Origin of the sequence: Promicromonospora sp. NPDC057488 (assembly GCF_042802395.1) — a bacterium.
In the GTDB taxonomy this organism is placed as follows: Bacteria; Actinomycetota; Actinomycetes; order Actinomycetales; family Cellulomonadaceae; genus Promicromonospora.
Genome location: NZ_JBHVEG010000122.1, coordinates 1 through 19,484, shown reverse-complemented (window position 1 = coordinate 19,484; position 19,484 = coordinate 1). Strand labels below are relative to the sequence as shown.

Below are 19,484 nucleotides of genomic sequence, written 5' to 3'. Positions count from 1 at the left end.
GCAGGGTGGGGGCCGAGGAACGAGGCACCCGCCCGGAGCGGAACCGCAGGCTCAGCCGACAACAAGCAGAGACTGAGCCGGAGGCTCAGCCCGCCTTGGCCTGGTGGTGGCGGCGCGAGGGGGCGCCGCCGCCCACCGATCGCATGTCGATGGGGCCGGACTCCATAACGGACCGGGCCCGCCGGCGCCGCGCGATGAGGTCCTCGATGCCGCCGCGGGGCGCGAACCGCCGGCCGTGGCCGCCGTCCCGCACCGGGGCCTCCGCCAGGCGGCGCTGGAGCGCCGCGACGGACGCCACACGGTGTCCCGCGGCCGGGGCGAACCCGAGCCGGGCGAGGAACCGCTGGACGCCCCGGTTGCCCGGGACGGGCGCGGAGTAGATGTCGTGGCAGTCGTGCTCGGCCGCGAGGTCGGCGGCCGCGCGCAGCAGGGCGTGCCCGACGCCGTGCCGGCGCGCCTGCGGCGAGACGAACAGCATGTCCAGGTAGAGGCTGGCGCGCTCCGCGAAGAGGTAGGCCGCCACGACCCGGCCGAGGACGACGCCGACGACGCGGCCGTCCTGCTCCGCGACCAGCACGTGGCCACCGGCCGCGATGAGCACGCTCAGGTGCTCCAGCAGCCGGTCGATCTCCTGGGCGCCGAGCTGGGCCCCGGCGGGCGAGTCGTCGCGCGCGGCCGTGGCCAACGCCGCGACGGCAGGCAGGTCGGCCTCCCGCGCCAGGTGTATGTCGAGCACAGTGCGCACGCTTGTCTCCTCCCGGGTGTCTGGGAACCGGAGTTCACCTCCGGCCCCGCGCAGACACTAGTACTGCCCGGGCCGGCAGAGAACACGCGGCCTCAAATTTCACCCGCTCCGGACGGTGGCCCGGAACAGGCGTCAGTCAGGGTCGGCTCAGGCGCCGACCTGCTCGATGACGGCGTCCGCGACCTCGCGCATGGTGAGGCGGCGGTCCATCGACGTCTTCTGGATCCAGCGGAACGACTCCGGCTCCGACAGGCCCATCTTGGTCATGAGCAGGCCCTTTGCCCGGTCCACGCGCTTGCGGGTCTCGAAGCGCTCGGTCAGGTCCGCGACCTCGGCCTCGAGCGCGCCGATCTGCGAGTAGCGCGAGATCGCGATCTCGACGGCGGGCAGCAGGTCGGCCGGGGTGAAGGGCTTGACCACGTAGGCCATGGCGCCGGCGTCGCGGGCGCGCTCGACGAGCTCCGTCTGCGAGAACGCCGTGAGCAGCACCACAGGCGCGGCGTGGGCCTTGCCGATGCGCTCGGCGGCCGAGATGCCGTCCAGCTCGGGCATCTTGACGTCCATCACGACGACGTCGGGCTTGAGCTCGATGGCCAGGTTGACGGCGGTCTCGCCGTCACCGGCCTCGCCCACGACGTCGAAACCCGCCTCGCGCAGGGTCTCCACCACGTCCATGCGGATCAGGGCCTCGTCCTCCGCCACGACGGCGCGGCGGGACGGGTGTGCGGGAGCGGCCTCCGGCTCGGCATCGACCAGCGGGGGCAGATCCAGGGAAAGCTTCTCGGTGTTCTCGTCGGTCACGAAGGACATCCTACGTCGCGCACCTGGGCTTGGGACCCAGGCCAGCGGTGTGGTTCGATGTGCGCCGGGACATAGTTCGTGTCCTGGAAGGCCGGGTTGGCGGAACAGGCAGACGCGGCGCTCTCAAAAAGCGCTGCCCGCGAGGGCGTGTGGGTTCGAGTCCCACACCCGGCACATTCGAACTCCTGTCCTCTGATGTCAGTGGTCGGTGGCACCACTTACTCAACATCACAGGTTGAATCCGGTTCAGCATGCACCTGCTGCCAGAACCGGCGTCCGGTTGGCAGCAGGTGCATGGTCGACCGGCGTCAGCCGACGGCGACCGGGATCGCCTCGTACCGCACGACCTCCAGCCCGAACTCCGCCAGGATCTCGGGCAGCAGCCGCACCACGTCGCGGTCCTTCTCGCGGTTCGACTCGGGCAGCTCGGACCACGGCATGCCGATCATCGGGTGCACGCGGGCGTCGTCGTCCCGCACGGAACCGCTGCGCCAGCCCTGCGCCACGCGCACGGACTCCCACAGCTCGTGCTCGGCCTCGGCGAGCCGGTCCAGCTCGGCGCCCTCGAACACCACCTCGGGCGCCCCGTCGCGCGGCGCGATCGTGGCGCCCATCCGGGCCAGCCGCGCGGGCAGCCCCACGACCCAGCCGCGGTTGGAGGCCCGCAGGGCGTCGGGCAGGTCCTCCCAGCGCACCATCGCGGGGACCTCGCCCCACGCGACGCCGCGCTCGAGCTGGTTGCGCAGGTAGACGTGGTGCACGGACCGCGCGATGCGCTCGTACATGTCGTCGTGCGCGCGGGCCTCCACGCGCTCGACGTCGGCGAGGAGGTCGCGCGTGGTCACGGTGCGCAGGCGGCCGTCCAGGTTGTCGAGCACGCGCGACGCCTCGGTGCCGAACGCGTCCGTCAGGCCCGCCAGGCCGTCCAGCAGGAGCACGAGCGAGCCGGGCCCGCCGTGCCACAGCGACGTCGCCGTGAGCGCCACCCGCAGGGAGGTGCCGTCGGACGCGTGGCACACGTACACCGAGTCGGGGGCAGCGGCGCTGCCGGTGCCGAGCACGGGCACGGCCCGCAGCTCGATCCGCCGGGCCACGGGCGACCAGCGCGCCCGCAGCTCGCCGGCCACGTGGTCGGCGTCGTCCGCCGTCAGGTCGACCACCAGCCGCAGCCCGTCGCCGGCCAGCTCCCACTCCCGGGCCAGGCCCACCACGAGGGCCTTGGCGAACTCGCCCGAGCCGACCACCACCAGGTGCGTCACCGGCGCGGGGCCGCCCGGGGCGTCCAGGATGCGACGCACCTCACGTACCGCGAGAGCCTGGGCGGCGATCACGTCGAGCGTGAAGAAGTCCACACCCGGCTCGGCGCAGCTCAGGTGCCGCGCCTGCAGCGCGACGCCCAGGTCGGGGTCGCTGACATGGGCGTACAGCCGCTCCGGCCCGCTGCCCGCGCGGCGGACGGCGGCCTCCGCCTCGGCGACGGTGAGCACGTTCGCGGTCGCCTCGGTGGTGTCGTCGCCGCACGCGTACAGGACGGTCGCGCCGGTCAGCCCGACGCCGGCCAGGCCGGCGGCGTCGGCGGCGCGCAGCACCCGGTGCCCGGCCGCCTCGAGGGCGGCGGTGACGGTGTCGGCGGCGCCGGTCTCCCCCACCACGATCGCGTGGCCGCGGGCGCGCCGTTCCCTGAACCGGCGGATCTCCCCGGTGAACAGGGCGCGCGCCGCCTCGAACAGCGCGTAGACGGCGGTGCCGGGCGCGAGGAACCGCGCGACCTGGAGCTGCCAGGACAGCCCGCCCCCCTCGCTGGCCGGGTCGGCGCCCATCACGAAGAGCTGCAGGTCGTGGTAGACGACGTCGTACCAGGTGCGGCCGGGCACGTGCGTGGTGTCGAGCATCAGGCCCCACCAGCCGAGGCCGAGCGAGACCACCACGAGGACGGCGAAGCCGATACGGGACCAGGGGAAGGAGGCGCGGGTCACGCCGGAACAATAGCGACATCTCGCACACCGGGTGCGAACGTGTCAGACGCCCCCGCACGTGTCAGACGCACGGGTCACGCGAGTGACCTGTGTGTCTGACACCTGCGGGGGCGTCTGACAGGTACCGCCGTCAGGTCAGACCTGGCTGCGGCCGTCCGCCTGCGAGCCGATGCGGTGCACCAGGATCGAGTTGGTCGTGCCCGGCACGCCGACCGGCGCACCCGAGACCACCACGACCGTGTCGCCCTTCTCGGCCAGACCCTGGTCCTGCAGGGTCAGGTCCACCTGGGCCACCATCGCGTCGACGGTGTCGACCTTCGGCACCAGGTACTCGTTCGTGCCCCACGTCAGGGCGAGCGTGTTGGCGACGTCCTGCTCCGGGGTGAAGGCGAGCAGCGGGATCGACGAGCGCAGGCGGGACATCCGGCGCGCGGAGTCACCGGACTGCGTGAACGTCACGAGGTACTTGACCCCGAGCGTCTCGCCGATCTCGGCGGCGGCACGCGTGATGGCGCCACCACGGGTGTGCGGCGTGGAACCGAGCGGCGCGATGCGCTCCCGGCCGGCCTCCTCCGTGGCCTCGATGATCCGGGCCATGGTCTGGACCGTGATGATCGGGTAGTCGCCCACCGAGGTCTCCCCCGACAGCATGACCGCGTCGGCGCCGTCGAGCACCGCGTTGGCGCAGTCCGAGGCCTCGGCGCGGGTCGGGGTCGGCGACGTGGTCATCGACTCCAGCACCTGCGTGGCCACGATGACCGGCTTGGCGTTGCGGCGCGCCATCTCGACGATGCGCTTCTGCACCAGCGGCACCTGCTCCAGCGGCATCTCGACCGCGAGGTCACCACGCGCCACCATGACGCCGTCGAACGCGGCGATGACCTCGGCGAGGTTCTCCACGGCCTGCGGCTTCTCGATCTTGGCGATGACGGGGACCGTGCGGCCCTCCTCCTCCATCACGCGGCGGACGTCCTCGTAGTCCTTGGCGGACCGCACGAACGACAGCGCGATGAAGTCGGCACCCAGGGCCAGCGCCCAGCGCAGGTCCGACTCGTCCTTGTCGGACAGGGCCGGCACCGACACGGCGACGCCGGGCAGGTTGATGCCCTTGTTGTTCGAGACGGGGCCCGGGACCTCGACCTCGGTGATGACCCGGGGGCCCTCGACGGCGGTGACGCGCACGCGCACCTTGCCGTCGTCGATCAGCAGCGGGTCGCCGACCTGGGCGTCGGACGCGAGTCCCTTGTGGGTGGTCGAGACGATCTCACGGTTGCCGAGGATGTCCTCGGTCGTGATGGTGAAGGTGTCGCCCTTGTTCAAGAAATGCTTTTCGTCTCCCGCGAACCGGCCGAGCCGGATCTTGGGTCCCTGCAGGTCGACCAGTACGGCGACCGACTTTCCTGCCGCCTTGGCGGCCTCTCGCACGTTCCGGTAGACCGCCGCGTGCGCCTCCTGCTCGCCGTGGCTGCGGTTGATCCGCGCCACGTTCATGCCGGCGTCAACGAGTTCCCGGAGTTTTTCCGGGCTCTCCGTGGCGGGTCCGATGGTGCACACGATCTTGGCTCTGCGCATGTCTCCAGCCTAGGCATGGTGGGCGCCTGTGCGCCCTGTGGGGGTGTACAACTCCCGGTGAAGTTCTCGGGTCACGATCGCAGAGCGAGCGTGCGCGGGCGCACCGGGGCGGGCAGCTCGGTGCTGCCCTGAAGGTAGGTGTCGGCCGCGGCGGCCGCGGCGCGGCCCTCCGCGATGGCCCACACGATGAGCGACTGCCCGCGGCCGGCGTCGCCGGCGACGAACACGCCCGGGAGGCTCGCGGCGTAGTCGTCGCCGCGGGCCACCAGGCCACGCTCGGTGACCTCGATGCCGGTCTGCTCCTCGAGCACACCGGTCTCGGGGCCGGTGAAGCCCATGGCCACGAGCACCAGGTCCGCGGGGATCTCGTGCTCGGTGCCCGGCTTCGGCGCCCGACGGCCGTCGGGAAGGTATTCGGTCTCGGCGACCTGGAGCGCGCGGACGTTGCCGTCGGCGTCGGCCAGGAACTCCACCGTCGAGGCCAGGTACGTGCGCTCGCCGCCCTCCTCGTGCGAGGTCGAGACCTCGAACAGGATCGGGTCGGTGGGCCACGGCTGGTGGGCCGGCCGGTCTGTCGGCGGCTTCTTGCCGATCGCGAGCGTGGTGACGCTCGCGGCGCCCTGGCGCAGCGCGGTGCCGAGGCAGTCCGAGCCGGTGTCGCCGCCGCCGATGATGACCACGTGCTTGCCGGCCGCCGTCGGCGCGCCCTCGGGCAGCGCGTCCGGGGTACCGGCGGCGACCGCCTTGTTGGCGGGCGTCAGGTAGTCCATCGCGAAGTGGATACCGGCCAGGTCGCTGCCCGCGACGGGCAGCTCGCGCGGCACGGTGGCGCCCGTGGCGACCACGACGGCGTCGAACCGGCGGCGCAGCGCGTCCCAGCTGATGTCCTCGCCGATCGTCACGCCGGCGCGGAACCGGGTGCCCTCGGCCTCCATCTGCGCCAGGCGGCGGTCGATGTGCAGCTTCTCCAGCTTGAAGTCCGGGATGCCGTAGCGCAGCAGGCCGCCGATGGCGTCGTCCCGCTCGTAGACGACGACGGTGTGGCCGGCCCGCGTGAGCTGCTGCGCCGCGGCCAGGCCCGCCGGGCCGGAGCCGACGACGGCGACCGTGGAGCCGGTGAGGCGCTCCGGGACGTGCGGCGTGACCAGCCCGCGCGCGAACGCCTCGTCGATGATCGAGACCTCGACGTTCTTGATCGTCACCGAGGGCTGGTTGATGCTCAGCACGCAGGACGACTCGCACGGCGCCGGGCACACCCGCCCGGTGAACTCCGGGAAGTTGTTCGTGGCGTGCAGGCGGTCGACCGCGTCGGCCCACTGGCCGCGCCAGACGAGGTCGTTCCACTCGGGGATCAGGTTGCCGAGCGGGCAGCCCTGGTGGCAGAACGGCACGCCGCAGTCCATGCAGCGGCCGGCCTGCTCCTTGAGGAACGGCTGCCCCTCCGTGCGGTGGGCGTGCGTGTCCTTCCAGTCCCGCAGGCGCACCTCGACCGGACGGTTGGCCGGGAGCTCCCGGTCCCGGACCTTCAGAAATCCTCTGGGGTCAGCCACGAGCCACCTCCATGATCTGGTTCCACACGGACGGGTCCCACTCGGACGCGCCCGAGATGTCGGTGCCGGCGGCCTCCGCCTCGGCAAGGGCCAGGCGCACGCGCGCCCAGCCGGGGGGCAGCAGACGGCTGAACCGGCCGCGCGCAGCCTCCGGGTCCGCGAGCAGCTCGGCCGCGACGGCCGACCCGGTCTCGGCGTGGTGCCGCTCCAGCAGGCCGCGCACGGTCTCCCAGTCGGCGTCGTCCAGGACGCCGACGGCGAGCTCGCCCGCCTCCAGCGCGACCTGGTTGACCCGCGAGACCCGCAGGTCCAGGAAGAACGCGGTGCCGCCGGACATGCCGGCGCCGACGTTGCGGCCCGTGGGGCCGAGCACCAGCACGGTGCCGCCCGTCATGTACTCGCAGGCGTGGTCGCCCACGCCCTCGGCCACCAGGGTGGCGCCGGAGTTGCGCACGCCGAACCGCTCCCCCACGCGTCCGCGCAGGAAGACCTCGCCGGACGTGGCGCCGTAGCCGATCACGTTGCCCGCGATGACGTCGGCGCCGCCCAGGACGGCCGCCTTGTCGGGCCGCACCGCGACGCGGCCGCCGGACAGGCCCTTGCCCACGTAGTCGTTGGCGTCGCCGAACAGGCGCAGCGTGACGCCGCGCGGCAGGAACGCGCCGAGCGACTGGCCGGCCGACCCGGTCAGGGTCACCTCGATCGTGTCGTCGGGCAGACCCGCGCCGCGGTACCGCTTGGTCACCTCGTGGCCGAGCATGGTGCCGACCGTGCGGTTCACGTTGCGCACCGGCAGCTCGATCTTGACGGCCTCGCCACGCTCCAGCGCCGGGCCGGCGGCCGCGATGAGCTGGTTGTCCAGCGCGCGGGCCAGGCCGTGGTCCTGCGCCGTGGTGTAGCGCAGGGACGAGCCCTCCTTGAGCTGCGGACGGGCCAGCACCGGCGTCAGGTCCAGGCCCTCCGCCTTCCAGTGGTCCACGGCCTTGCGGGTGTCGAGCACCTGCACCTGGCCGACGGCCTCCTCGAGGCTGCGGAAGCCCAGCGCCGCGAGGTGCTCGCGCACCTCCTGGGCGATGAACTCGAAGAAGTTCACGACGAACTCCGGCTTGCCGGTGAACCGGCTGCGCAGCTCGGGGTTCTGCGTGGCCACGCCGACGGGACACGTGTCCAGGTGGCAGACGCGCATCATGATGCAGCCCGAGACCACCATGGGCGCGGTCGCGAAACCGAACTCCTCGGCGCCGAGCAGCGCCGCGACGATCACGTCGCGACCCGTCTTCATCTGGCCGTCGACCTGCACCACGATGCGGTCGCGCAGGTCGTTGAGCACGAGGGTCTGCTGGGTCTCGGCCAGGCCGATCTCCCAGGGCGTGCCGGCATGCTTGAGCGACGTGAGCGGCGAGGCGCCCGTGCCGCCGTCGTGCCCCGAGATGAGCACCACGTCCGCGTGCGCCTTGGACACGCCCGTGGCCACGGTGCCGACGCCGAACTCGCTGACCAGCTTCACGTGGACGCGCGCCGACGGGTTCGCGTTCTTCGCGTCGTGGATCAGCTGCGCCAGGTCCTCGATCGAGTAGATGTCGTGGTGCGGCGGCGGCGAGATGAGGCCCACGCCGGGCGTCGAGTGCCGGGTCTTGGCGACCCAGGGGTACACCTTGTTCCCGGGCAGCTGGCCGCCCTCGCCGGGCTTGGCGCCCTGGGCGAGCTTGAGCTGGATGTCGGTGGCCTGCGTCAGGTACTCCGACGTCACGCCGAACCGGCCCGAGGCGATCTGCTTGACGCGCGAGCGGCGCTCGTCGTCGTACAGGCGCTCCGGGTCCTCGCCGCCCTCGCCCGTGTTGGAGCGGCCGCCGAGGCGGTTCATCGCGATGGCGAGGGTCTCGTGCGCCTCGGCCGAGATGGAGCCGTAGGACATGGCGCCCGTGTTGAACAGTTTGACGATCTCGCTGACCGGCTGGACCTCGTCGATCGGCACCGGCTCGCGGTCGGGGCTGAAGCGCAGCAGGCCGCGCAGCGTCATGAGGCGGTTGGACTGCTCGTCCACGCGCCGCGTGTACTGCCGGAAGATGTCCATCCGGCCCGAACGCGTGGCGTGCTGCAGGCGGAACACCGTCTCCGGGTCGAAGAGGTGGTCCTCGCCGTCGCGCCGCCACTGGTACTCGCCGCCGGTGGTCAGGCGCTCGCCCGGCTTCTTGTTGCCGGACGGCGGGTACGCCTCGGCGTGCCGCGCCGCGACCTCGGCCGCGATGACGTCGAGGCCGATGCCGCCGAGGCGCGAGGTGGTGCCGGTGAAGTAGTCCTCGACCAGGTCGTGGGACAGGCCCACGGCCTCGAAGATCTGCGCGCCGCGGTAGGACATGATCGTGGAGATGCCCATCTTGGACATCACCTTGAGCACGCCCTTGCCGAGCGCCTTGATGAGGTTGGCCACGGCCTGCTCGGGCGTCACGTCCAGGTAGCCGCGGCGGGCCAGGTCCTCGACCGTCTCCATGGCGAGGTACGGGTTCACCGCGGCCGCGCCGTAGCCGATCAGCAGCGCGACGTGGTGCACCTCGCGCACGTCGCCGGCCTCGACCACCAGCGAGACCCGGTTGCGGGTGTGCTTGCGCACCAGGTGGTGGTGCACGGCGCTGGTCAGCAGCAGCGACGGGATCGGGGCGAGCTCGGAGTTGGCGTCGCGGTCGGAGAGCACGAGGAAGCTCGCGCCCTGCTCCACGTACCGGTCGACGTCGGCGAAGATCGCCTCCAGCCGGGCCAGCAGCGCGGCGCCGCCGCCCGAGACGTCGTACAGGCCCTGGATGGTCTCGGCCTGGAACAGGCCCTCCAGCTCCCGGTCGCGCTCGACGTGCACGACCTTGGCGAGCTGGTCGTTGTCCAGCACCGGGAAGCCGAGCACCAGCTTGCGCGCGTGCTCCGGCAGGTCGGCCAGCAGGTTCGGCTCCGGGCCGATGGCGCTGCCGATGGCCGTGACCAGCTCCTCGCGGATCGCGTCCAGGGGCGGGTTGGTCACCTGCGCGAACATCTGCGTGAAGTAGTCGAACAGGAGCCGAGGCCGCTGCGAGAGGACGGCGACGGGCGTGTCGGAGCCCATGGCGCCGAGCGGCTCGCCGGCCGTGGTCGCCATCGGCGACAGGATGATCTTGAGCTCTTCCTCGGTGTAGCCGAAGGCCCGCTGCCGACGCCGGACCGACGCCGGGCTGTGCGCCACGTGCTCGCGGTCGGGCAGCTCGTCGAGGTAGACGGAGTGCTCGCGGATCCAGTCCCCGTAGGGGTGCATCGAGGCGAGGCTCGACTTGACCTCCTCGTCCTCGACGATGCGGCCGGAGCCGGTGTCGACGAGGAACATCTTGCCGGGCTCCAGGCGGCCCTTGCGGACCACCGTGGCGGGGTCGATGTCGAGCACGCCGGCCTCCGAGGCCAGCACGACCAGCCCGTCCTCGGTGACCCACCAGCGCCCGGGGCGCAGGCCGTTGCGGTCCAGCACGGCGCCGATCAGGGTGCCGTCCGTGAACGTGAGGGAGGCGGGGCCGTCCCACGGCTCGATGAGGTTCGCATTGTACTGGTAGAACGCCCGCAGCGCGGGGTCCATGCCGGGGTTGTTCTCCCAGGCCTCGGGCACCATCATCAGCACCGAGTGCGGCAGCGAGCGGCCCGACAGGTGCAGCAGCTCCAGCACCTCGTCGAAGCTCGCCGAGTCGCTCGCGCCGGGCGAGCAGACCGGCTGCAGCGGCGCCAGGTCGCCGAGCAGGTCGGACTCCATGGTGCCCTCGCGCGCCGCGACCCAGTTGCGGTTGCCGCGCACGGTGTTGATCTCGCCGTTGTGGGCCAGCAGCCGGAACGGCTGCGCCAGGGGCCACGACGGGAACGTGTTGGTGGAGAACCGCGAGTGGACCAGCGCCAGCTCCGTGGCGTACCGCGGGTCCGACAGGTCGGGGAAGAACGGCTCGAGCTGCGCCGTCGTCAGCATGCCCTTGTACGTCAGGGTGCGGGCGCTGAGCGAGGCGAAGTAGAGCCCGACCTCGTTCTCCGCCCGCTTGCGCAGGCGGTAGCAGAGGCGGTCCAGGTCGATGCCGGACAGGGAGCGCGACGGGTCGGCCACCACGATCTGGCGGAACACCGGCATGGAGGCGCGCGCCGTCGGGCCGACGATGCCGGCGTCCACGGGTACGTCGCGCCACGCGAGCACGTCGAGCTTCTCCTCGGCGGCCAGCGCCTCGACGCGGGCCACCATGGCGTCCCGCTCGGCCTCGTCGGTCGGCAGGAACGCCGTCCCGATCGCATACATCCCGGCGGGCGGCAGGTCCACCCCGACCACGTCGCGGACGAACGCGTCGGGGATCTGGGTGAGGATGCCGGCGCCGTCGCCGCTGTCCTCCTCCGCCCCCACCGCGCCGCGGTGATCGAGGTTCAGCAGGGCGGTGAGCCCGGCATCGACGATGTCGCGCCCGGGCGTTCCGCGCAGGGTCGCCACGAAGGCGACGCCGCACGCGTCGTGCTCGGCCGCCGGGTCGTAGAGGCCGCCTTCAAACGTCTGCGTCGGCAGCCCAACCCTCTGTGTCGGCAACGGCTTGGTCATGGGTCCTCACAGGCACTCGGCCGCAGCCGAGCGCAGTCCTTGCGGGTGGTCCGGGACGACGGCGGCCCGGTCGGTCTCAGGGCTCGTCGTCCGGTGGTCCCGGCGGTCGTGCCCCTCAGGTGCGCACGGAGGCGTCCGCGTCGGACTCCTCCTGTGCTGCTGTCTTGCCTTCCTCCGGCTCGGCCTCGGCCTCGCCGGTCCCTTCGACTCCTGGGTCAGGCTCCGGCTCGGCCCGTGGGCCGGCCGGTGGTTCGTCGTCCTCAGGTCGCAGCCGTACGGACTCTTCCCTGGTGGGGAACTTGCGAGCCAGCACGATCGAGACCACCAGGGCCGCTAGGCCCAAGAGGATCGAGGTCCAGACGTTGAGGCGGAGCCCCAGCACCTGCTCCGCATCGTCGATGCGGAGCATCTCGATCCAGACCCGTCCGAGAGTGTAGAGCAGGACGTACGCCCAGAATACCCGCCCATGACCCAACCTGAACCGACGGTCTAGAAACAGCAGAACTCCGGCCATCAGGAGATTCCACAGGAGTTCGTACAGGAAGGTCGGGTGGAACAGCGTGCCCTCCGGGTACGCCACGCCCGTCGCCGGGTTGGGTACCAGGTACTCGGCGTCGATGTGCAGGCCCCAGGGCAGCTCCGTGGGCCGCCCGTACAGCTCCTGGTTGAACCAGTTGCCGAGGCGGCCGACGGCCTGCGCGACGAGGAGGCCCGGCGCGACGGCGTCGGCGAACGACGACAGCCGTACGCCCTGCCTGCGGCAGCCGATCCAGGCGCCGACGGCGCCGAGCGCCACGGCGCCCCAGATGCCGAGGCCGCCCTCCCAGACGTAGAGCGCCTTGACGGGATCGCCCCCGCCCGAGAAATTCTCTCCGAAGTACCGCTCCGGGGACGACAGCACGTGGTAGATCCGGCCGCCGACGATGCCGAACGGCACCGCCCAGAACGCGATCTCCAGGACGTCGTCCGGGTTGCCCCCGCGCGCCTTCCAGCGCCGCGCGGTCATCCAGACGGCGATGACGATGCCGGCGAGGATCGCCAGCGCGTAGGCGCGCACCGGGAAGATGCCGAGGTACCAGGTGTGCTGGCCCGGGCTGGGGATCTGCGAGGCGGCGGGCGCCTGCGGCAACGCTGACAGCGCGGCGGGCAGCTCGTGCAGAGCGGCCGGCAGTGCGGTCAGCAGCGTCACAGGGCCTCTCCGGAGGTGGTCTTCGCACCGGCGGGGACGTCGGCGGGCGCCGAGGCGCGAGCCGACCGTACCCCGGCCGCGAGGTCCTCCGTCACCTCGGCCAGATCCGTGAGACGGACCGCCCACTCGTCGTCCGGCAGCGGGCCGTCGGACAGGAGCGGGCGCACCATGGCGGAGCCGACGATGACGCCGTCGGCGAACCGGCCCACCTCGGCGGCCTGCGCCCCCGTGGAGACGCCCAGGCCCACGCAGACGTTCGGCGCGCCCGCGGCGCGCGTGTCGGCCACGAGCTGCTCGGCGCGCGAGCCCACCTCGTTGCGCACGCCGGTGACGCCCATGAGCGAGGCCGCGTACACGAAGCCGCGCGACTGGCCGGCCGTGAGCCGCAGCCGCTCGGGCGTCGAGCTGGGGGCCACGAGGAACACACGGTCCAGGCCGTGCTTCTCGCTGGCCTCGATCCAGTCGGCGCCCTCGTCCGGGATGAGGTCGGGCGTGATGAGCCCGGCGCCGCCCGCGGCGGCCAGGTCGCGCGCGAACGCGTCCGGGCCGTACTTGAGCACCGGGTTCCAGTACGTCATGACCAGCACGGGCACGTGCGGCGCGTAGTCGTTCAGCTCCCGCACCACGCGGAACACGTCCCGTACGCGGGCGCCCGCGTCGAGCGCGCCCTGCGCCGCGGCCTGGATCACCGGGCCGTCGAGGACGGGATCGGTGTACGGGATACCCAGCTCGATCAGGTCGACGCCGTGGTCGACCAGCGTCTTGAGCGCCTCGATCGACCGGTCCACCGTCGGGTAGCCCACCGGCAGGTAGCCCACCAGGGCGGCCCGGTTCTCCTGCTCGCGCAGGCGGGTGATCAGGTCGGCGCTGCGGGACCCCGTGTACGGTCCCGTCGCCGGCTCGGTCAGCGTGCTCATCCCCGGCCCTCCTGCCGCTCGAGCTCTTCCGCGGCCACGCCGTTGTCGGCGCCGTCCAGCAGCCCGAACCAGCGCGCGGCCGTCGCCACGTCCTTGTCCCCCCGGCCCGACAGGTTCACCAGCAGCAGGAGCGGCTGGCCGTCCGGCCCGGTGCGCCCCTCGGCCGCGGCGGCCTGGCCGATCCGCAGCGCGCCCGCGAGGGCGTGCGCCGACTCGATGGCCGGGATGATGCCCTCGGTCCGGCACAGCAGGCGGAACGCCTCCATGGCCTCGTCGTCGGTCACGGGCTCGTAGGTGGCCCGGCCCAGGTCGTGCAGCCAGGCGTGCGCGGGGCCGACGCTCGGGTAGTCCAGGCCCGCCGAGACGGAGTGGCTCGGCAGCGTCTGGCCGTCGTCGTCCTGCAGCAGGTAGGAGCGCGCGCCGTGCAGCACGCCCAGCGCGCCGCCGCTGAACCGGGCCGCGTGGCGGCCCGACTCGATGCCCTCGCCACCGGCCTCGAAGCCGCGCAGCTCGACGCTCTGCTCGTCGAGGAACGCGTTGAAGATGCCCAGCGCGTTGGACCCGCCGCCCACGCACGCCGCGACGACGTCGGGCAGGCGGCCGGTGCGCTCCAGCATCTGCTCACGCGCCTCCTCGCCGATGATGCGGTGGAACTGGCGCACCATCTCGGGGAACGGGTGCGGGCCCGTGACGGTGCCCAGCAGGTAGTGCGTGGTCTCGACGTTGGCGACCCAGTCGCGCAGCGCCTCGTTGATCGCGTCCTTGAGGGTGCGCGAGCCGATCTTGACCGGCACGACCTCGGCGCCGAGCAGGCGCATGCGAGCCACGTTCAGCGCCTGGCGCCGCGTGTCCTCCTCGCCCATGTAGACCACGCACTCGAGGTCCATCAGGGCGGCCGCGGTGGCGGTGGCGACGCCGTGCTGGCCCGCCCCCGTCTCGGCGATGAGGCGCTTCTTGCCCATGCGCTTGACGAGCAGCGCCTGGCCCAGCACGTTGTTGATCTTGTGCGAGCCGGTGTGGTTGAGGTCCTCGCGCTTGAGGAACACGCGCACCCCGCCCTGCTCGCCGCCCGCGTGCGCCGCGAACCGCGGCACCTCGGTCAGCGGGCTGGGCCGGCCGGTGTACTCCCGGTGCAGGCGCTGCAGCTCGGCCGCGAACTGCGGGTCGTCGGCCGCCTTGCGGAACTCGGTGTCCAGCTCCTCCAGCGCGGCGATCAGCGCCTCGGGCACGAAGCGACCGCCGTACTGACCGAAGTACGGGCCGGAGACGTCGGAAAGCTTCACGTCGCTCATCTGGGATCCCTTCAGGCCGGCCGCACGGACCGCAGCGACGGGTGGGAGCCCGCGGCGACGAGGTCCGCCACCGAGGCGCGCGGGGCGCCGTCGGTCACGAGGGCCTCGCCCACCAGGACGCCGTCCGCGCCGGCCCGGGCCATCTCCATCACGTCGTGCGGGCCACGGATGCCGGACTCGGCGATCTTGATCACGTCGTCCGGGATGTACTCGGCGAGGCTGCGGAACAGGCCGCGGTCCAGCTCGAGGGTCTTGAGGTTGCGGGCGTTGACGCCCACGACGCGCGCCCCGGCGTCGACCGCCCGGCGCACCTCCTCGAGGTTGTGCGTCTCCACGAGCGCCGTCATGCCGAGCGAGTGCACGCGCTCCACGAGCGACTCCAGCACGGTCTGCTCGAGGGCCGCCACGATGATCAGGACCAGGTCGGCCCCGTGCGCGCGGGCCTCCCAGACCTGGTACGGCGTCACGACGAAGTCCTTGCGCAGCACCGGCACGTCCACCCGGCCGCGCACGGCGTCCAGGTCGGCCAGCGAGCCGTGGAACCGGCGCTGCTCGGTGAGCACCGAGATCGCCGAGGCCCCGCCGGTCTCGTACTCGACGGCCAGCGCCGCCGGGTCGGCGATCGGGGCCAGGGACCCCTTGCTCGGGCTCGAGCGCTTCACCTCGGCGATGACCGAGAGGGCGTCCGCCTGCTTGAGGCGGCCGAGGCACTCGAGGGCCCCGGGCACCGCGGCGGCGCGCTCCTTGAGCGCGTCGAGAGGCACGCGCGCCTCACGCTCCGCGAGGTCCTCACGAACCCCCGCGACGATGTCCTCCAGGACCGACATGTAATGAGCCTCCCCGTGCCCTTGCTCTGCCCTCGGCAGGCGGCCTCGTTCGTGCGGCTGATGACGCCTAGTGCGCCTGCTGGGACCTGTGCCCCATGGCCATGGTAGGCGGATCCAGGGTGTGGTCCTGACCACTCCCGGCCCGTGAGACGACGTCCCGTCAGATCCCGGGCCGGGTGTGACGCGCTCTCCCCGGAGGATCGCCTGATCAGCGCGGGGATCAGATCCAGGGGGTCAGCCAGGGCTGCAGCCACGGCAGGTTCCGCGCCACGAGGAACGCGAGCGCGACCCCGAGCGTGACCCAGCCGGCGGTGCTGGACAGGCCGCGGAACGGGCGGCCGCGGGCCGCGGCCACGAGCCAGGCGAGCCACACGACGACGAGCACGGGGGCCGTGACGGTCCACAGCGCGTTGGCCGACCAGGCGCCCGCCAGGTCGAGGTGCGCCAGGTCGTGCGTGGCGCGGAGCCCGCCGCACAGCGGGCAGGCCAGGCCGGTCAGCTCCAGCAGCGGGCAGAACCCGTAGGAGCCCTGCACGTGCGGGTCGCGGAGCGCCACCAGGAGGGTGGCCGCCCCGACGGCCGCCCCGGCCAGCAGCGGCGCCCGCAGGGCGGGTGCCGTGGCCGGCCGGACGGCGGTCTCAGGAATGGGGCCCACCCGCCAGGAAGCGGACGATGACGAGGCCGATCACGAACGCGAGGATCGCGAGGGACAGCCAGCCCAGCGCGACGCCGGCCAGCGCCGTCCCCTCGTTGTCGGCCTCGCCCGCGCGGACGGCGCGGCGGCCCTGGTTGCCGACGATGATCGCGGGGATGCCCGTGAGGACACCCAGGAGGAGCACGATCGACGCGATGCCCAGCACGAGCGACCAGACCCCCAGGTTGTTGCGGGGGTAGGCGGCGGACGGTGCGGCCATCTCCAGGGCGGTCATGGCACCGGTTACCGCTGGACCGTCTTCTGGCCCAGGCCCAGGTTGCGCAGGACCAGGCCGATGATCAGCGAGGCACCGACCACGACGAAGCCGAGCACGAACAGGACCAGCCACGACGACCAGGACTGGGCCACCACGACGCCCCACGAGGAGATCAGCACGCCCAGCGTGATCCCGACCATCGTGACCCACGCCGCGACCGTGTGGCCGTGGTTGGTCGGCGGGACGCCCGGCGGGAGGTAGGCGATCTCAGGCTTGTTCTCGGTCATCGCAGGTTTGATGCCTTTCGTGTCGTGCGGTACGCGCTCAGCCTAACCGTTTCCGGCCGGGTCAGCGGCCCGTCGGGTCGTCGCCCCGGGACAGTGCGTCCCAGGCGTCGTGGGGGTCGATCTCGTCGTCGGCGTCGTCCTCGGTGCTGCCGGCCGGGTCTCCGGCGGCGCCCGTCCCGGCCGCCTCGGGGGCGGCGTCGGGGTCGGCCGCCGGCGTTGCCGTGCCCGGCTCGCCCGCGGTCCCGGCGGCGGTCGCCGCCGTGCCCTGCCCCGCCCGCTCGTGGCGGGCCGACGTCGCCGTCCAGCCCCGGGCGGCGATGCCGGCCCAGACCGCGACGACGACGGCGAGCACGCCCGTGGCGACCGCGGCCCACGGCCAGGAGGTCAGCACGACGGGCGAGGTCAGCTCGGTGACGCCGCTCTGGGCGGACGCCGCGTTGGTCGCGGCGGGAGTCGGGTCGCCGACGACGACGAGCGTGCTGGCCACCACGAGCACACCGGCCGCGGCGGCGACCACGAGGGCGACGTACCGGGCCACGCGCCCGGTCAGCGCGCACGCGATACCCGCCGCGAGCAGCACGAGGGCGCCCGCGCCGACGCCGGGCGCGGCCGAGGTGCCGGTCGCGGCGACCGCGACCTCGGGCTCCAGCGCCGTGGCCACCGTCGTCGTGATCCAGGTGGGCGAGCCCGTGCCGAAGGTGAGCGCGCCCAGCACGAGCAGCGCGAGGACGGTGCGGGTGCGGGTCACTTGCCGCCTCCGGTCCGCGTCGTCGCCGTGCGCAGCGGCGCGAGCCGGGAGGCGAGCTGGACGGCCCGCACGGCGGCGGCCGCCTTGTTGCGCGACTCCGCGTACTCCAGGGCGGGCACCGAGTCGGCCACGATGCCGCCGCCGGCCTGCACGCTGGCGCGGCCGTCCGCGATGTACGCGGTGCGGATCGCGATCGCCATGTCCATGTTGCCGCCGAAGTCGAAGTATCCGCACACGCCGCCGTAGATGCCGCGGGAGGCGGGCTCCAGCTCGTCGATCAGAGCGATCGCCCGGGGCTTGGGCGCCCCGGACAGCGTGCCCGCCGGGAAGGTGGCCCGCAGGGCGTCCAGGGCGCCGAAGCCCGCGCGGAGCCGGCCCACCACGGTGGAGCACATGTGCATGATGTGGCTGAACCGGCGCACCTTCATGAACTCGACCACCTCGACGCTGGTCGGCTCGCACACCTTGACCATGTCGTTGCGGGACAGGTCGACGAGCATGATGTGCTCGGCCCGCTCCTTGGGGTCGGCCAGGAGCTCCTCGCCCAGCTCGGCGTCCTCCTCGGGGTGGGCGCCGCGCGGCCGGGAGCCGGCGATCGGGTAGGTGGTGACGTGGCCGTCGTCCACCTTCACGAGGGTCTCCGGGCTGGAGCCCACGACGGCGAACTCGGCGCCGTCGGGCTTGGCCAGGTGGAAGTAGTACATGTACGGGCTCGGGTTGATGGTGCGCAGCGCCCGGTAGACGTCCAGCGGGTCGGCCGCGCAGGCCAGGTCCAGGCGCTGGGAGAGCACCACCTGGAACACCTCGCCGTCGCGGATCGCCTCCTTGCCCGCGAGCACGGCGTCCTCGAACTCCTCGCGCGTGGACCGGAACTCGAGCTGCGGCTCGGGCGCGTCCTCGACCACGACGGACGTGACCCGGGGGCCGCCGGCCGCGAGCTGGGCCTCCATGGCGTCCAGCCGGGCGACGGCGTCGGCGTAGGCCTCGTCGACGCGCTCGTCGGTGGCGTCGGCGTTGATCGCGTTGGCGACCAGCCAGACCGTGCCCTCCCGGTGGTCCACGACCGCGAGGTCCGTGGCCAGGCACAGCGCGAGCTCGGGGGCGCCCGTCTCGTCCGGGGCCGTGGCGGGGAGCGTGGGCTCCCAGTGCCGCACGATGTCCCAGCCCAGCACGCCGGCCAGGCCGCCGGTCAGCGGCGGCAGGTTGGCCACGCCGGGCGTACGGAGCGCCGCGAGCGCCGCCTCGACCACGTCGACGACGTCGCCGGTGGTCGGGATGCCGACGGGCACGTCGCCGGTCCACACGGCCTGGCCGCCGTCGCTGGTCAGGGTCGCGCGGGACGCGACGCCCACGAACGACCAGCGCGCCCAGACGCCGTCGGACTCCGCCGACTCCAGGATGAACGTGCCGGGGCGGCCCTGGGCGAGGGTCCGGTAGAGGCCGACGGGCGTGGCGTCGTCGGCCAGCAGGGGGCGGACCACGGGGATCACCCGGCGGTCGGCGGCCATCTCGCGGAACTCCGGCAGGCTCGGCCAGGTGCGACCCCACGGCAGGTCGGCGGGTGCGGTCGCCGTGCGGGCCTCGTGGGTGTCGAGCTGGGTCACCGGGTCTCCTCGTGTCGCTGGTCGGGTGCGCCTACCGCCGCGCCCAGGTCGCCGCCGGCCTCGAAGCAGGTGCGCGTGCCGGTGTGGCACGCCGCGCCGATCTGGTCCACCTGGACCAGGACGGCGTCACCGTCGCAGTCGAGGCTCGCGGCCTTGACGTACTGGGCGTGCCCGGAGGTGTCGCCCTTGCGCCAGTACTCCTGGCGGCTGCGGGACCAGAACGTCACGCGGCCCTCGGTGAGGGTGCGGCGCAGCGCCTCGTCGTCCATCCAGCCGACCATGAGCACCTCGCCCGTGTCGTGCTGCTGGATGACGGCGGCGACCAGGCCGGCGTCGTCCCGCTTGAGTCGGGCGGAGAGCGTGGGGTCGAGAACTTCGGGCACCTGAGAATCCTGCCACGTCGTGGGCCGACGGCCGGGGTGTTTTAAACCCCCGCCCCCCGGCCGGCCCCCGACCGCACCCCGGCGGACCCGGGTAGGGGGGCCCCCA

At 73.0% G+C, this 19,484-nt stretch carries 16 protein-coding genes and 1 tRNA gene; 1 reads left to right on the top strand and 16 read right to left on the bottom strand.

Annotated features, from left to right (window positions below; genetic code table 11):
* Positions 1-85: 85 nt before the first annotated feature.
* Both ACFU5G_RS21195 and ACFU5G_RS21190 read right to left on the bottom strand, forming a co-directional pair.
* A complete protein-coding gene (locus ACFU5G_RS21195) occupies positions 86-745 on the bottom strand; it encodes a GNAT family N-acetyltransferase (protein WP_377249293.1) in 660 nt (219 codons plus the stop codon).
* A 147-nt stretch (positions 746-892) separates the two neighbouring features.
* Positions 893-1,555, bottom strand: coding sequence for an ANTAR domain-containing response regulator (locus ACFU5G_RS21190; RefSeq protein ID WP_020014751.1), 663 nt, complete (start codon positions 1,553-1,555; stop codon positions 893-895).
* 81 nt (positions 1,556-1,636) lie between these two features.
* Between ACFU5G_RS21190 and ACFU5G_RS21185 the strand changes: the two genes are divergently transcribed.
* Positions 1,637-1,720, top strand: a tRNA-Leu gene (locus tag ACFU5G_RS21185).
* Between the two features lie 134 nt (positions 1,721-1,854).
* Here ACFU5G_RS21185 and ACFU5G_RS21180 read toward each other — a convergent pair.
* The 14 genes from ACFU5G_RS21180 to hisI all read right to left on the bottom strand — a co-directional run bounded on the left by ACFU5G_RS21180 (position 1,855) and on the right by hisI (position 19,378).
* A complete protein-coding gene (locus ACFU5G_RS21180) occupies positions 1,855-3,522 on the bottom strand; it encodes a RyR domain-containing protein (protein ID WP_377249291.1) in 1,668 nt (555 codons plus the stop codon).
* A gap of 135 nt (positions 3,523-3,657) precedes the next feature.
* Complete coding sequence (pyk, locus tag ACFU5G_RS21175; protein WP_020014748.1) at positions 3,658-5,094, bottom strand: pyruvate kinase; 1,437 nt, start codon at positions 5,092-5,094, stop codon at positions 3,658-3,660.
* A gap of 71 nt (positions 5,095-5,165) precedes the next feature.
* Positions 5,166-6,644, bottom strand: coding sequence for a glutamate synthase subunit beta (locus tag ACFU5G_RS21170; protein WP_377249289.1), 1,479 nt, complete (start codon positions 6,642-6,644; stop codon positions 5,166-5,168).
* Entirely contained in the window at positions 6,637-11,220 is a 4,584-nt protein-coding gene (gene gltB / locus ACFU5G_RS21165; RefSeq protein ID WP_377249287.1) for a glutamate synthase large subunit, read from the bottom strand. The genes ACFU5G_RS21170 and gltB overlap by 8 nt, the downstream gene beginning before the upstream one ends.
* 115 nt (positions 11,221-11,335) lie before the next feature.
* Positions 11,336-12,409, bottom strand: a complete 1,074-nt coding sequence (gene lgt, locus ACFU5G_RS21160; RefSeq protein WP_377249285.1) for a prolipoprotein diacylglyceryl transferase — start codon at positions 12,407-12,409, stop codon at positions 11,336-11,338.
* Positions 12,406-13,326, bottom strand: a complete 921-nt coding sequence (gene trpA, locus ACFU5G_RS21155; RefSeq protein ID WP_377249283.1) for a tryptophan synthase subunit alpha — start codon at positions 13,324-13,326, stop codon at positions 12,406-12,408. The genes lgt and trpA overlap by 4 nt, the downstream gene beginning before the upstream one ends.
* Positions 13,323-14,618, bottom strand: a complete 1,296-nt coding sequence (trpB, locus tag ACFU5G_RS21150; RefSeq protein WP_377249281.1) for a tryptophan synthase subunit beta — start codon at positions 14,616-14,618, stop codon at positions 13,323-13,325. Before trpB ends, trpA begins: the two co-directional genes overlap by 4 nt.
* Positions 14,619-14,629: 11 nt before the next feature.
* Positions 14,630-15,445 carry an indole-3-glycerol phosphate synthase TrpC gene (trpC, locus tag ACFU5G_RS21145; RefSeq protein ID WP_377249279.1) on the bottom strand — a complete coding sequence of 272 codons (816 nt, stop codon included), beginning with the start codon at positions 15,443-15,445 and terminating at the stop codon, positions 14,630-14,632.
* 220 nt (positions 15,446-15,665) lie between these two features.
* Complete coding sequence (locus ACFU5G_RS21140) at positions 15,666-16,100, bottom strand: DUF2752 domain-containing protein (RefSeq protein ID WP_377249277.1); 435 nt, start codon at positions 16,098-16,100, stop codon at positions 15,666-15,668.
* Entirely contained in the window at positions 16,084-16,374 is a 291-nt protein-coding gene (locus tag ACFU5G_RS21135; RefSeq protein ID WP_377249275.1) for a DUF4190 domain-containing protein, read from the bottom strand. The genes ACFU5G_RS21140 and ACFU5G_RS21135 overlap by 17 nt, the downstream gene beginning before the upstream one ends.
* Positions 16,375-16,382: 8 nt before the next feature.
* Positions 16,383-16,643 carry an HGxxPAAW family protein gene (locus tag ACFU5G_RS21130; protein ID WP_020014739.1) on the bottom strand — a complete coding sequence of 87 codons (261 nt, stop codon included), beginning with the start codon at positions 16,641-16,643 and terminating at the stop codon, positions 16,383-16,385.
* Positions 16,644-16,704: 61 nt separating this feature from the next.
* Positions 16,705-17,391, bottom strand: a complete 687-nt coding sequence (locus tag ACFU5G_RS21125; protein ID WP_377249273.1) for a Trp biosynthesis-associated membrane protein — start codon at positions 17,389-17,391, stop codon at positions 16,705-16,707.
* Positions 17,388-18,995 carry an anthranilate synthase component I gene (locus tag ACFU5G_RS21120; RefSeq protein WP_377249271.1) on the bottom strand — a complete coding sequence of 536 codons (1,608 nt, stop codon included), beginning with the start codon at positions 18,993-18,995 and terminating at the stop codon, positions 17,388-17,390. Before ACFU5G_RS21120 ends, ACFU5G_RS21125 begins: the two co-directional genes overlap by 4 nt.
* Positions 18,992-19,378, bottom strand: a complete 387-nt coding sequence (gene hisI, locus ACFU5G_RS21115; RefSeq protein WP_020014736.1) for a phosphoribosyl-AMP cyclohydrolase — start codon at positions 19,376-19,378, stop codon at positions 18,992-18,994. The genes ACFU5G_RS21120 and hisI overlap by 4 nt, the downstream gene beginning before the upstream one ends.
* Between the last annotated feature and the right edge of the window lie 106 nt (positions 19,379-19,484).

What these genes read in the sequence shown, in the direction of transcription:
- ACFU5G_RS21190 (WP_020014751.1), bottom strand. Translation starts at nt 1,555, where the DNA reads ATGTCCTTCGTGACCGACGAGAACACCGAGAAGCTTTCCCTGGATCTG.
- pyk (WP_020014748.1), bottom strand. Translation starts at nt 5,094, where the DNA reads ATGCGCAGAGCCAAGATCGTGTGCACCATCGGACCCGCCACGGAGAGC.
- gltB (WP_377249287.1), bottom strand. Translation starts at nt 11,220, where the DNA reads ATGACCAAGCCGTTGCCGACACAGAGGGTTGGGCTGCCGACGCAGACG.
- trpA (WP_377249283.1), bottom strand. Translation starts at nt 13,326, where the DNA reads ATGAGCACGCTGACCGAGCCGGCGACGGGACCGTACACGGGGTCCCGC.
- trpB (WP_377249281.1), bottom strand. Translation starts at nt 14,618, where the DNA reads ATGAGCGACGTGAAGCTTTCCGACGTCTCCGGCCCGTACTTCGGTCAG.
- trpC (WP_377249279.1), bottom strand. Translation starts at nt 15,445, where the DNA reads ATGTCGGTCCTGGAGGACATCGTCGCGGGGGTTCGTGAGGACCTCGCG.
- ACFU5G_RS21135 (WP_377249275.1), bottom strand. Translation starts at nt 16,374, where the DNA reads ATGACCGCCCTGGAGATGGCCGCACCGTCCGCCGCCTACCCCCGCAAC.
- ACFU5G_RS21130 (WP_020014739.1), bottom strand. Translation starts at nt 16,643, where the DNA reads ATGACCGAGAACAAGCCTGAGATCGCCTACCTCCCGCCGGGCGTCCCG.